This is a genomic window from Rothia sp. 88186D007BW, from assembly GCF_053544215.1.
Genome location: NZ_JBPPTR010000016.1, coordinates 1 through 13,270, shown reverse-complemented (window position 1 = coordinate 13,270; position 13,270 = coordinate 1). Strand labels below are relative to the sequence as shown.

Annotated in this window: 11 protein-coding genes and 1 pseudogene; 8 read left to right on the top strand and 4 right to left on the bottom strand. The window is 54.8% G+C overall.

Annotation, left to right across the window (positions count from 1 at the left end; genetic code table 11):
* Positions 1-185: 185 nt before the first annotated feature.
* Positions 186-1,106: an AEC family transporter gene (locus ACEE09_RS08875; protein ID WP_449083956.1), complete on the top strand. Its 921-nt coding sequence runs from the start codon at positions 186-188 to the stop codon at positions 1,104-1,106.
* Between the two features lie 30 nt (positions 1,107-1,136).
* Here the strand turns inward: ACEE09_RS08875 and ACEE09_RS08870 are convergent, their stop codons facing one another.
* The 3 genes from ACEE09_RS08870 to ACEE09_RS08860 are packed head-to-tail and all read right to left on the bottom strand — an operon-like array spanning position 1,137 to position 6,321.
* Entirely contained in the window at positions 1,137-1,760 is a 624-nt protein-coding gene (locus ACEE09_RS08870; protein WP_449083954.1) for a recombinase RecJ, read from the bottom strand.
* 36 nt (positions 1,761-1,796) lie between these two features.
* Positions 1,797-2,525 (bottom strand): hypothetical protein, encoded by a 729-nt coding sequence (locus ACEE09_RS08865; protein ID WP_449083952.1) that lies wholly within the window; start codon positions 2,523-2,525, stop codon positions 1,797-1,799.
* Positions 2,526-2,571: 46 nt separating this feature from the next.
* Positions 2,572-6,321, bottom strand: a complete 3,750-nt coding sequence (locus ACEE09_RS08860) for an AAA domain-containing protein (RefSeq protein ID WP_449083950.1) — start codon at positions 6,319-6,321, stop codon at positions 2,572-2,574.
* Between the two features lie 618 nt (positions 6,322-6,939).
* Between ACEE09_RS08860 and ACEE09_RS08855 the strand changes: the two genes are divergently transcribed.
* The 4 genes and pseudogenes from ACEE09_RS08855 to ACEE09_RS08840 all read left to right on the top strand — a co-directional run bounded on the left by ACEE09_RS08855 (position 6,940) and on the right by ACEE09_RS08840 (position 9,589).
* A complete protein-coding gene (locus ACEE09_RS08855) occupies positions 6,940-8,058 on the top strand; it encodes a CAP domain-containing protein (protein WP_449083948.1) in 1,119 nt (372 codons plus the stop codon).
* 118 nt (positions 8,059-8,176) lie between these two features.
* Positions 8,177-8,629 (top strand): hypothetical protein, encoded by a 453-nt coding sequence (locus tag ACEE09_RS08850; RefSeq protein ID WP_449083946.1) that lies wholly within the window; start codon positions 8,177-8,179, stop codon positions 8,627-8,629.
* 165 nt (positions 8,630-8,794) lie between these two features.
* Positions 8,795-9,286, top strand: a pseudogene (locus ACEE09_RS08845) (ParA family protein); the annotation flags it as partial.
* An 84-nt stretch (positions 9,287-9,370) separates the two neighbouring features.
* Complete coding sequence (locus ACEE09_RS08840) at positions 9,371-9,589, top strand: hypothetical protein (protein ID WP_449083945.1); 219 nt, start codon at positions 9,371-9,373, stop codon at positions 9,587-9,589.
* A 637-nt stretch (positions 9,590-10,226) separates the two neighbouring features.
* Here the strand turns inward: ACEE09_RS08840 and ACEE09_RS08835 are convergent.
* Positions 10,227-10,838, bottom strand: a complete 612-nt coding sequence (locus ACEE09_RS08835) for a recombinase family protein (RefSeq protein ID WP_449083943.1) — start codon at positions 10,836-10,838, stop codon at positions 10,227-10,229.
* Between the two features lie 313 nt (positions 10,839-11,151).
* On the opposite strand from ACEE09_RS08835, the gene ACEE09_RS08830 reads away from it, so the two are divergent.
* Genes ACEE09_RS08830 through ACEE09_RS08820 form a run of 3 tightly spaced genes read left to right on the top strand, consistent with a single transcriptional unit; the run spans position 11,152 to position 13,239 of the window.
* On the top strand, positions 11,152-12,267 hold the full coding sequence (locus ACEE09_RS08830) for a YcaO-like family protein (RefSeq protein ID WP_449083982.1): 1,116 nt from the start codon (positions 11,152-11,154) through the stop codon (positions 12,265-12,267).
* A gap of 9 nt (positions 12,268-12,276) precedes the next feature.
* Positions 12,277-12,855 carry a hypothetical protein gene (locus ACEE09_RS08825; RefSeq protein WP_449083941.1) on the top strand — a complete coding sequence of 193 codons (579 nt, stop codon included), beginning with the start codon at positions 12,277-12,279 and terminating at the stop codon, positions 12,853-12,855.
* 18 nt (positions 12,856-12,873) lie between these two features.
* Complete coding sequence (locus ACEE09_RS08820; RefSeq protein WP_449083939.1) at positions 12,874-13,239, top strand: hypothetical protein; 366 nt, start codon at positions 12,874-12,876, stop codon at positions 13,237-13,239.
* Positions 13,240-13,270 lie beyond the last annotated feature (31 nt).

Sequence of the window (13,270 nt, the reverse complement as noted above, 5' to 3'; positions counted from 1 at the left end):
GCCAGCTGGCCCGTCATACCCGGTGAAATAATGCGCTCATCTATGGTGCTGTTTGCCCTGAAGAGCTCCCTGCTGCGCCCGCTTGCTGAGCGAGTCTACCTGAGAATCTTCATCAACTGCTCCACGGCTTGCCAGCTAGAATCATAGGAGCTAGACAATAGCCTCAGGGCGGAAAGAAGACACGTATGCTGGCAGTATTTGAAGGGTTCACCATCATCGCCGTGGTGGTAGGGGCAGGCTACTTGGTGGCCCGCCTAGATATTCTCGGCCCGAACTCCGCGCTGGCCCTCAACCGTTTTGCCTTCTTTGTGGCCCTGCCCCCGCTCATGTTCGTCACTATGGCCGGGGCTGATGTTCACCTTATTTTCTCTGGTCGGCTACCGGTTGCAATTCTTAGTTTCAGCGCAGTTGCCCTGCTCTATGCGCTCATTGCCCGTTTTATTCTCAAAAGGGACGCTGGTACTGTCACTGTCGGTGCAGCAGCAAGTGGCTATATTAACGCTAATAATATGGGCCTGCCGGTCGCCACCTATATTGTGGGGGACGCCGCCCAGGTGGCCCCTATCCTGCTTTTTCAGCTTCTTATTGCTGCCCCTATTGTGCTCTCAATTTTGGATGCTATTTCTCACGGGGCGGTTTCGGTGAAAACTGTTGCCACCCAGCCCATTAAAAACCCGCTTATTATTGGTTCTGCCTTGGGGTTAGCGGTTAATCTGTTGAGCCTGCCGGTGCCTGATGTGGTGATAGAGCCCTTCCGTATTCTCGGTGGGGCCGGTGTGCCCCTGATCCTGGCAGCTTTTGGTATGTCCCTGCGGGGGTCTAGGGTGCTCAATACCCCTGGGCAGCGTTTTGAGACCGTGCTCGCGGCAGGTTTTAAGAATATTCTTATGCCCCTGGTCGCCTACCTACTAGCTCGCTATGTTTTCCACCTGGGTGAGAGCGATGTCTTTGCGGCCACTGTTCTAGCGGCCCTTCCTAGTGCCCAGAATATGTATAACTTTGCTATTCGCTATAACGTGGCAAGTACCTTCGCTAGGGATATTGTTCTCCTCACCACCTTGGGGTCTATGCCTGTTATTCTGGCTATTTCCCTGCTGCTTCACTAGCCCCTAAGTTACTAACCCCTGCGTGCCTTGCTATTCTTGGGACTCTAAACCCTCAAGAAGTTCAGCAATCAGGTCACGGGACGCTAACTCCTCATGCCAGTAGGAGCGCACCAGGGTCTTACTCACCGCCTGGGACGTAATACCCAGGGCCTGGGCCACCGCCTTTTGCTGCCCGCGCACACCGGGCACCAGCAAATCAAGCACCCTCCACTCAGCTTCGGTACGGGCGGACGCCACCCGGTAGAGCAGACGCAAAAGGCCAGTTACCTGATCTGCCCTGACCCCCTGGTCATGGGCGTGCACGCAGATACCGCGCGGCGGGGCACCAGTCTGAGCCTGCTCCACCGCCGAACGTGACAGGCTCAAAGCCGCACCAGAACACTCCGGGGTAGATACAGCGCCCAGGGCCGCTGCGAAGCGCGGCCGTATCAGCTCGCCGGCACCAATGCCCACCCAAAACCGGGTAAACCTGGCCCCTAACAGGGCGGCGGCTAGGGCGTCCTGGGCCTTGTCAAAGGCCCCCTGCAACTCATCGGGGTAGGTGCGGGTAAAAGCAATAGCAGGGGCCAGCTGCTCCAGACGGTTCTCCAGGTCGGCAAGGTGCGCCTGAACCGGGCCCTGGGGCGAGCGGGCAATAAAGGTCAGTACAAACATGCTTCTCAGTATGCCCTAGAGTGACCGGGCAGAAAACTAACCCTCACCCCAGAGCAGGGGTTCAGCGTCCACCCCGGCCATAAGAAGCTGCTCCTGTAAGGGCTGGGCGCACTCAATCGGCAGCCTGATGCTACTACAGGTCAAATCGTAGCCCAGGTAGGCGGTAGCGGTATCGAAACCAGCCAGATCACGCCCCAAATCCCGGCACAAGTGAACCACCTGCTTAAGGTCAGGTGCCGACCCAAAGACCCAGAAATAGTCGGGGCTGGTCAGCTGAAAAAGCCCCAAGGGGGCCCCGCCCCCCTGCTGGCTTCTTACCCGCACCCAGCCACCAGCCGGGTCAGGGTCCCCCGGCCCGTCATGAGGGGCAAGAGGGTCAAGCGTCCAAGCCCGGGTGCGTTCCAACCAATCAGGTAGCTGCGGCATGTAGAGGGTATCGCCCTCCCCGCCCCACGGCGTGGATTCAAAACTGCGGGCATACATGGCAGACCAGAATTCACTACTACTACACGAGACCCCCACACTATTGAGCTGAGCCGGGTCACTGGGGGCCGCAAACTGGTCCTGGCCTGTCTCTTCGGGGTTCAAGGCAGCAAGTTCAGCCAGATAAGCCTGATCCCAGTAGGTTGGCCTGGTGGCATACCCCTGCTCGCGCAGGCGCTCATCGATACGCTGCAAATAGCGGGGCTCACCCAGGGCCACAGTCTGCCCCTCAAAATGAAAAAGATAGGGAGAACGCTTACGGTGAGTAGGGGAGAAGGCCATACTAACTCCTAACAGCGGGGGTATCGGTGCCGGCACCTGCCTCCCCCTAATCGGGGAAAGGCAGAGCCGCCTGCTCAAGACGAATAAAAGCACCCAAGAGGGCCAGCGCCTCCGGGGTCATCGGCATAAAATCGGTGAACCGGGTAGAACAGACCACCACCGCCGCCCACATGCCACGAGATAAGGCCACATTCAGCCGGTTCGGTGAGAGCAGAAAATCAGTGCCACGAGGACTATCACCGGCACTCGACGCAGCCATGGACACCAGCACCACCGGGGCCTCCTGCCCCTGGAACTTATCCACCGTACCCACGCGCACACCCCCGCCCTCGGCGTCCGCCAAACCTGCGTCCAGCAGGGCCGCCCGAATAGTATCAACCTGGGCGTTATAGGCGGCCACCACAATAATATCTGAAGGGGCTAAGGGCGCCGCCTGCTCAGGGGCCGCCAGGTGAGGAGTCCACACATGCCCCAGAAAACGCCGCACCAAAGTCACCACCTCAGCGGCCTCCTCAACTGACGCTGTTGAATTGCCCCGGTGCTCTACCGTACGCAGATAGACCCCCGGCTCCCAGCCCTCCAAGTGCCGCTCAGTACCCGAAGGAGCGGACGTCAGCCGACCCTCATAGGACAGAGCCGACACCGGGGCACACAAGGCAGGGTGCATACGCCAAGTCACATCAAGAAAATAGCCAAACTCCTCCGGCAAAACCGTACGCCCGGCAGACAACCAACCCAAGGCAGACTCGTCCACCGGGTAAGGGTGAGTACCCTGCGTCACCTGAGGTAGCTGAGCCGGATCGCCCAGAAGCAGCAGGTTCTTCGCCGCACGAGCAACCGCCAAAGTATTCGCCAAAGAATACTGCCCAGCCTCATCAATCACCAGAAGATCAAGCCCCTCACCCCGGAACTTGCGGTCAGAAGCAAAATCCCAGGCCGTGCCACCAAAAATACGGCCCCCAGGTTCACCCATAAACCGGGCAATATCAGGATTACGCACCTCACGCCAAGGAAAATTCGGGGTCTGACTCTTCCCCGCCCCCTTAGCAATCTGATCAGGGTCCACCCGGCCATTACTCATACACCCCAGCAGCATATTCTCAACCACCGCATGAGACTGAGCCACAATACCCACCTTCCAACCAGCAGCCACCAGACGCCCAATCACATGAGAACCCACAAAGGTCTTACCCGACCCAGGAGGGCCCTGCACCGCCACATAAGACCGATCCAACTGGCTCACCGCCTGATAAATAGCCTGCACCGTCGCCAAAGACCCGTGCGTCTCCACAAAATCCTGCGGACGCGGCAAAACCCCGCCCCCCACCAGCCTAGGCGGAACCCGACGCACCACATCAGTACCCGCCGACACCGGCACCTGCGGCAAAACCCGAGCAGTACCAGCGGCCAACTCAAGCAAAGCCTGCTCCTGAGCCTGAGTCGGAATAGGCTGCCCAGGCGTCAAGGCCATCGGCAGATGAGAATAAGGCTCAGCAACCCCCTCACCAGAAGCCCTCAAACTCTCCCGCACCGTAATCCGAACCAGGTTAGGCTGACCCACCTCATGCTCCGGAATCTCCTCCAACTCCACAATCTCACTATTAAAAGCACCAGCCCGCTCAGCCTCAACAGGCAAAACACCCTCATGCAAAGCCGCATACGTCAAAGCCTGCTGCCGAGCCTCCTGCTCCAAAAAAGGCGGAAAAGGGCGTGCATACATAGCAAACAAACCACTATCGCCCACCTTCACCGACGACCCCGGCGCAACCCGCGCCACCCCACTCACAAGCCGCACCAAAGAACGAGCCCGCTCCGGACGATGCCAATCAGCAACCACCTGCAAACGACCCAACAAAACCACATCACGGGCGTCCTCCCAATCCTCACGAGGAGCCGTCAAGCGGTTGAAATGATCCCACCAAAACTGGCGGCGCTCGCGGCGGTGATAGCCCGTAGCTGTAGCGACCATGGCAACAGCCTGCTTTTGTGGCTCCAAGTCGCCACCGGCGTCCAAGGCCTCAACGAACTGGCGCAAAACCCGTTCAGTATCAGTCTCATCTTCAGCTCTACCTGCCTGCACAAGTAGCTCATTTAGATCAGCTAAGGGGGCTGGCTGCACCACCTCATCAGCAACTGACCGCCCAGCTAGCCCTAGCAGCCAGGCACGCAACTGAGACAGAGACAGGCCTGTGCGGTAGAGGCTGCGGGCTAATGCCCCACGCATAGCCTCTGCCTGCCCGGTGCGCCCTGCCCTCTCTGCCTCAGCTATATCAGCACATGCCGTCACTGGAATATCAAGCTCAGGCTCAAGATTCTCAGCGTAGAGAGGTTCAATATCTGCTAATACCCGGGTGCCTGCGCTGATGCGCATAGAGCGCCGTAGAACCTCAGAGAGGTCCACTAAGACCCCTTCGCGTTGAACATCGGTAAGGAAGGCTTCGCCCACTCCATGCAGGGCAGCTAACTGTTGAAGGGTGGTGAGGGCAGACGCCCCAAAATAGTAGACCCGCAGACCGGGGTTAAGCTGCCGCTGGTGGTGCACCAGGGCCAGAAAATCAGTCAAGAGACGCCCCTCGGCGGCGCGATTATCAGCCCAGAACTGGCTAAAGAGGGGTTCTTCTTGAGGGCTCTCGTTCAAGTGCGCCACCCCCAGAACATAGGTGAGTCCCCAGGCCGAGGTGGGGTGGGCGGCCTGCTCATCGTGCCAGAGTGGGTCAGAGTGCAGGCTGATAAAGAGATCACCGGCGCTAGCGCGGGGGAGCATGCGCAAAGAGTGTCGGGGTAAGAGTTTGTAGGAGAGAGTATGCTCCTGCCCTTCATGGTTAACTGTTACCGCACCGTCTGGTTGGGCAAGACCTGTTTGGAGTGCAGCCTGTTCAGCGTAGCGGCGCACCAGCCCTGGGAGCTGAGACTTTCCGGCGAGGGCAGCTAGCTGGTCGATGCTTTGGACGCCGCAGCGCTGGTAGATAGCCTGCCGTGTTCGTGCTGTCATGCCTGAGGTCAGGAGCATGTCGCGGTGTTCTTGCACCATGACCTGGCAGGTATCGCAGCGCCCGCACCTTGTTATTTCTGGGCTGTCAGTTTCTACAAACCAGCTCACCGGGGGTGTGCCTGGCTTCTGATGGGCAGCCAGCAGGTGCAGGAGCCGCTGGCGTTTCTGTTCAAAAACGGGGGTGAGGGTGGCTAGTTCGTGTAAGGATTCAACATTATTACCCAAAATGAGGCAGACGTAGGGGTCAGTGGGGATACCTTCACTATCTAGCTGGTCGGCGTAAGCGGCAACCTGCAGGAGGGCGGGCACGCGGGCTGTGCGGGCCAGTTTAGTATCGACCACCCGGTAGCTCCCCTGGGGCTGTTTTACGAGGAAGTCAGCGCGCCCGTGGAAGGAGCCGTCGAAGAAACTGGCCTGAAAGACAACATCGGCCCCTGCACTCAGGGCGTGGAGTGTTTCTTCTCGTTTCTCTTCTAGTGCTTGGCGGGTATAGGTTTGCGGGGGCTCAACCTCATATACTCCCTGCCCGGTTCTAGGGTCCCAGCTGCCGTAGGTTTTTATAAAGTCTTGTAGGACGCGCTGTTCGTGGGCTTCACCTAGAGCTGCGGCTCTGAGAAGTTGAGGGTCTTCCTTGCGTTCTAGCCGGGGCACTCTTCCTAGGGCTTGGTCGAGGGCGTAGAGGGCAGCAAACTGGCATTGGGCGGAGGCTACTAGGTCAGATGCTGAATAGACTAGCGACTTGCCAAGGGCCTTGGGGCTGGTGCCTGGCAGTGAGGGCGCGGATTCAGCGTCGATGAAGAACATGGGGCTCCTAGGGGTTGCTGTATTTAAGGCTAGCAAGGGAGGCTGACATTTTAAGGAGTGGGGGAAATGGCTATCTCCATAGAGATGGTTCGTACCAGTTGGTTTCTTTAGAATGCGGAGTATAAGTTACTGCCGGGTATAGAGCGCTATCATCCAAAATGTAATATGAATCATATAAAGTTGCTTTCTTTTCCTCCATAAAGGGGTATAGGTGGCCGAATCCTTTTCTAGAGCTAAACGGAGGCTTTTTAAGTACATTCGTGTTTAATAAACCCCGTCTTGGGGGCTAAATATCAAGGTTGTTCGAAATTATTAGCCCGGTATGATTCTGTTTTGGCATGTCGCCGGTGGGGAAGATGGTGGGTGTGGCAACACTCATACGCAGAGTGAATTTTCCTTGAAGCCATCTTGGTGGATTGTCTGTGCTTATGGCAAGAAAGCGCCTCTGAAGTGCTAAGACGCTAGTAATAAGCAATCTTTATACATGTCAGCATATGTTCAGACCTGAAATAAATCCCACAAAAACATCACAAAATAGTCAAAAATAGGTCACGATTCTATAAAGTTATCTTCGTAAACCTCCCCCCTTGCTCATCCCCCCTAGAAACAGGAGCATGTATGAAGAACCTCCTCGGAGCCACCCGAGCGATTCAGCCGACGCGCCGCCAGGCAGCCGTCCTTTCCCTCACCGGCCTTGTCACCGCCACCGTTGCCACCGCCGCAACTGCCGCTGCATCAGATATTCGCACTGTCTCTGCAGCCCAGCGTGCCGCCGACCAGCAGACCCTGCTCAACCTCATCAACGCCTACCGCGCCCAAAACGGTCTAGGCGCTGTCAAGCACTCTGCCACCGTAGCCTCAGTCATGGAAGTAGAAGCTATCCGCCAGTTCAAGGCCGGAAACTACTCCCACGGCACCGAGTTCCTCTACAACGCCAAGGTCCAGGGTTACAGCTTCGTCCGCGAAGTTATCGCCCTCTCCTACAACGACGACCTCAACCAGCTCCTCAACTTCTGGAAGAGCTCACCTCCCCACCGTGCCGCCATCCTGGCCCCTCAGGCCAACGTCATCGGCATCGGCTTCTGCTACGGCCACGGCAAGTCCCTACCCTGGCGTGTGCTGGGTAACGTCGGCATCTACCGCTACGAAGCAGGTAAGGGCCCTAACGACTACGTTTCATCTACTACCGCAGTCAATACTCTCTCAAACACTACGAACGAAGTTCCCGCCTACGCCATCAGCGACAAGGTAGCTAACTACTACCACTCCCGCGGCGGCGCTGAAACCTTCGGCCTGCCCGCAGGTGCCCCCTTCTCATCTATCAACGGTGGGGTTATCCAGAACTTTGCCAAGGCCCACACTCTCTACTGGAGCCCTGAAACCGGTGCCCACAGCGTCTACTGGGGCGGCGCCATTGGTGGGCGCTACGCAGGTAGCGACTTTGAACGTACCTGGGGTTACCCCGCCAGCTCAGAATACGAATTCTGGGGCTGCGTGCGCCAGGACTTCCTCAAGGACGGGTACACCACCTCGGTCTACTGGACTCCCTCTACCGGGGCACGGGTTATCAACGAATACGGCGCCATCTCTGGTCGCTGGTACGCCATGGGCGGCCCCGCAGCCCTGGGCTTCCCCGTTACCGATGAGACGACCTGGATTGATGGAGTCACCCGCGTCACCTTCGAAAATGGTGCCACCATCAACTGGACTGCAGAGCGAGGCACCTGGGTAAGCTAGCCACCTGCTTCCCCTCAGCTTTCAGGCCGGCGGCCCCTCTACCAGGGGCCGCCGGTTTTCTCTCCCCGCTTCTACTGCTGATCGTTGGGCAGCGACTGAACGGCTCAAAGAAGAGGTGTTGGATCTACGGAAGGTACCTACTGTGCTTCTCGTGAAGCACCTAGGTAAGATTTTTGCCGCTGGGTGGTGTATACAAGACATCATTCGAGCTTTAGAACAGGATTCTGAGGGGATTGTTTACCAAACACGTGGTGCCCAAACACGTGGTACCGGTGGTATGCGCTCAATCTTGGCCTGGCTACATATTAGGGTCAATGCCTGGAAGTACGATGATGGTTCTTTGCCTCCTTCTCCTACCCGTATCCGGCACAAGCAGGCTGAGGCTGAGCGTGAGCGTCTGATTCAGCAGCAGAAGCAGATTCTTGAGGAGATGAATAGGCCGAAGGTTGTGCCTGTACGGGGTCTGAGTCAGGTTCGGTTGATGCGTGAGTATTTGAAGGTGAAGAGGTTTAAGGGGGCTGTGGAGGCTGCACGGCTATACCCAGAACAAGCCAAAATGTTAAAGAACTAAAACCTCTATCTGCCGTTAGCTAGTGGTTATACGTACCGTCTTACCGGTATCAAATAACCAATATTTACCGTAACCGGTAAAAGCATATAACGGTAATGAGGTAAAACAATAAAACAAGTGATACCGTAGAACCATGAAAATCGTCATCACCAACACCAAGGCGGAGTCGGCAAAACTACCACCGCCATCTACCTGGCAACTGCCCCGAGCAAAACCCACACAGTAGAAGTACTCGATGCTGACCCCCAAGGCTCAGCAACAGAATGGGCTATCCGTGCAGAAGAGAGCAACCAGCCCCTCCCCTTCAGCGTGCAAGCTGTTAACATTGCTCAACTCAAACGCGTGACCAAGGCACCGGAGACCATCGCTATCATTGACACGGCCCCTGGTGATACACGCGGAATTGATGCTGCTCTTAACGGGGCAGACCTCATCATTATCCCAACCGCATCAAGTGCTATCGACATGTCTCGTGTCTGGGAGACAGAAGCAATCGCCTCAGAAGTCGCAGCCGCCTATATCCTGCTCACTCAAGTCAATACTCGCACTCGCTCATACGCTGCTGCCTTTGACGTTCTAGAAGAACAAGGAAGGAGTGGGATATTTCGAAACGGCTATCCCTCGCAGAGAAAACATCCGTCAGTCCTTCGGCACTAAGCCCACTGAACTCTACGGGTATGATCGCGCAGCAGCTGAACTCCTCGCAGAACACTAAGACCCTAAAAAGAAGAGAACAAAGCAATGAAATCTAAGAAAAACCTGACCCAATCCATGGCTCCCCGACAGGCTGTCCCCTCTATGAAAGAGGCAATGCCTACCATCGATGCACAAGACCCCTTGAAGCACCTGACTATCCAGATTCCTGAGTCATTGCGTAATGAGCTGAAGATTTGGGCTGTTCAGCGTGGGCTGACGGTTCGTGAAGTGGTAGAGCAAGCTATTAGGGAAGCCATTAAGTAGTATTTACCGGTTTACCGCCAACGGTAAAGCGGTAAAACTGCAGGAAGCTCTAAGTCGCTGGGTACTAATACTGCATGAAAGGAAGCGTCTGATGCTTTTATCTGTTATTACCGGGATCAAAGAATCCATGTCCCTTCCCCTCAGAAAAATTTGGATTGTTGTCTGTTCACTAGCCTCTTGCGTTAATGCCGTTGGTGTATTTACCCGGAAAACGAGCCAAGAAACACTGCTTGACTTCCTGAGCATGTTCGGTTCTCCCGGCTGGGGCATAGATTCAGTTGATGCCGTGGCGTATTGGCTTCTCCATCAGTCTCCAACAGAAATAATAAGGACAGGACTGTTCTACCTAGCTATATCACTTGTATTTTTAGCAGGGTGGAAGACTGCGGGATACGGTGCATGCTCTTCCCACGTCTGCAGCATGTTCTATGCGTTCGTTACCCCATTCTCGGTTCCAGACCTCATAATCCTATTCATAGTCCCTTTTCTTCTCATGCTTTGGGGGACCTGTATCTGGGGCCGTAACCATTATTTTCGATGGAGTAAGCCACTCATTGAGTTCTTCATCTGCCCTTTAGCATGGGTTCTGGCCTTACTCGAACTTCTCAGCGGTAGAGACAAAACGCAGAGCTCAAAGTCATACCCCCAAGACGTCTTCTTTTTCCAGGCACCTCACTACTGTTGATACGCCCACCCCAAAGAAAGCTGCGAGCTCCCGAAGGCTCCATACTCTGCAAGTCTGAGGATTTACCTCCGAACGCATCCGCACCAACTGCCCCCGTTGAGCAACCGATAACTTCAAAGGCCGCCCGGGACCCGCGCCATTACCTCCATTCTTAGCCTTCATTGCAGCAAGTCCTGCCCGGGTGCGTTCAGAGATTAGGTTGGATTCCATCTCGGCTAGTGAGGCGATGATATGGAACATCATTTTTCCTACCGGAGTGGAGGTGTCTATTCCTTCGGTGAGGGAGGAGAAGAAGACTCCTTTGTTTTCGAGTGTTTCGAGGAGTTCTGAGAGTCCTTTGACGTTCCGGCCCAGACGGTCAAGTTTCCAGACGATGAGGGTGTCTCCTGGGCGTAGTGCTTTGAGGCAGGCTTCGAGTTGTGGTCTGGCCATGGTGCGGCCGGTGACTCCGTGGTCTGCGTAGGTTTGGTAGCAGCCTGCTTGGGTGAGGGCTTGTGTTTGTAGGTCGAGGGATTGGTCTGGGGTGGAGACTCGGGCGTAGCCGATTTTGGTGGTTGGGTTCATGGTTTGAGGGTATCGAAAAGGTGCCCTAGTGTGTGGGGCTAGGGCACCTTTTTGGTGCAGGTTTTCGGTACGTATTGTTCGGGCGTGTTGGTTACTCGTTATTGCTGTACCGAAACCGGTCGTTGAGCGAGTCATTGCCAATGTTAAGGCTTGGCGTGTTTTGCATACTGGGTTCAGGCGGCCGTTGGGGTCTTACCTGCGGGTGTTTTCGGTGGTGCGGGGGTTGGTGTTTTTTGCGGCTGGGGAGACTTTTGAATAAGCCTCATGGTCTCATAGCGCAGCTTCAGGAAATTTTGACGGTGCCGGTGGAGCAATCGACCCTAAGTTCGCGGAAGCAATTTCAATAGTTGAGTCCATCGAGCGTTATTCCTCTTGTGCATGGGACGAGAGTGAGTTCATCTGGGCAACCGAACAGGAGCTAGGAGATAAGGCAGTTGCCCTCCAGCGATGGCCTCTTTGTTCCGAAAGTGAGGTCGCCGATACCCGGTGCCGCAATATTCTTCCCGATCCCAGGATTCCCCTACGATGGGTTAAAGGATGGTCACTGACCAGAAAACAAGAGATTTTTGTTCCGGCTTTTCTCGTTTATCTTAATTTTCCTGCCTTCTCGCAATCCGAGATGTTTGCAAATGCTGTTTCTACAGGAACAGCCGCGCATTCAGATATTCGTCGCGCGCTACTATCTGGTATACAAGAGGTCATTGAACGGGATTCTATATCCCTTACCTGGTTGCAAGAGTTGCCTCATCCTCGGATCGACATTGATTTTGAATCCCTGCGACCAGAGGTTAAAGAGTATGTCAAAGTCGGGACCGTTCCTGGTATTGAGACACATGTCTTCGACGCTACGAGCGACTATGGCGTTCCGGTCCTCTATGCAATCCAGACCTCGGAGCACGACGATGAGTTAGCGCAGGTGGTTGCGGCTACGTGTGATTTAGACCCACAACGGGCCTTGGCTAAACTCTTCCGGGAATTGGCATCTTTGCGTATTGCCCTGCGTATGTATAAGAAACTTCCGCCTGAGCGACGTGCATCAGATGAATCAGTCAGCGTTATTGGTGGTGCTATCGAAAATGGTCGACGGAAAAATCGTCACCGTTTTGACTTTCTCCTACGAAACAATAGGAGGGCGCGAACTCTGGCAACCCTGGCTCCTAGCATTCAGGGAGAGGACCCACTTGACTGGATAGTAAGTCAGTTAAAAAATCAAGGCGCCGAGTGTATAGCGGTTGATTTGACCACAGACGAGGCTCGGCAAGCCGGACAACGTGTAGTAAAGGTACTTATTCCGGAGGCTATGCCTCTATCATTCAGCCATTACGCGCGTTATCTTGCGCATCCTCGCCTCTATGCAGCGCCGATTGCAATGGGGCACCAATCATCTCCAGAAGCAAACATTAACCCTAATATCCAACCATTCGCTTAGGATCACAACATGTTCTGGCATTCTCAGAAAATAGCCCTATTTTTAACACAAGGCGCATTCGGTAAAGCCGTAGCCTCTATGCTCGCGGATGATAACGATATCGTTACAGAAATCGATGGTCCAGTATATGCAGCAGATTTACCATATGCAGATTTCATCATCCCAATCACTGTTGAATCAGCGCATCAAATTCGTGATTGCATTGATTCGGTCTCATTCGTACGAGGGATTCCACACGTCGGCTTAGAAATTTCGCATAAACATATAGTATGCGGACCGCTCGTTATCCCCGGTTCAACCGCCTGTTATAAGTGTTACCGACACCGTGTTGAGCAGCATGGCGGATACTTAGCAGAAGACAAGTTACCAGAAGGATTCGCTTCATATCACGTATCTATCGCTGCTGGATTTTTAAGATCGGCAATCAAAGAGGCAGACTGCAACACGAACAATCTGGGCGGTACGGTCAGGACTTTTAACCTAATCAATGGCCATTTTCAGCAATCTAGCACTGTAGCTGTTAACCGGTGTGAGCGTTGCAGTAAAAGGTTTCGAGAAAAACCACTACCGGCTCTCTCATCACTGTAGATTTCTAGGAACAAGCCAATGAAAAACGAAACACTCAACGCTAATACGCTCGGTTATGCTGCGCACTACGATTTGCAATTTAAAATTCCACGACAACCAGTTGTGCGGCAGGGAGTCATTTTCAAGTCGGTGGAAGGCGGCATAAAACTACTCGGGGCGCCTACGGATAAACTTTTTCAAGGAAAATTCGCAGGTGATTACCTCATCCAACTCATCAATTTATGCGATGGCAATAGAACCCATGAAAAAATTGCTAGTGAGTTAGACATATCCATAGAGGCCGTCTTTCGGGCGCTCTCTTTGCTTTGGGCATCAGGAGCGCTGGAGGAGGGAGATATTGAGGCTTATTCAAAAGTAGACACGCACCCCACACCCACCAACTAGACAACGGCCCCACCCGCGGCAAAAATATGAG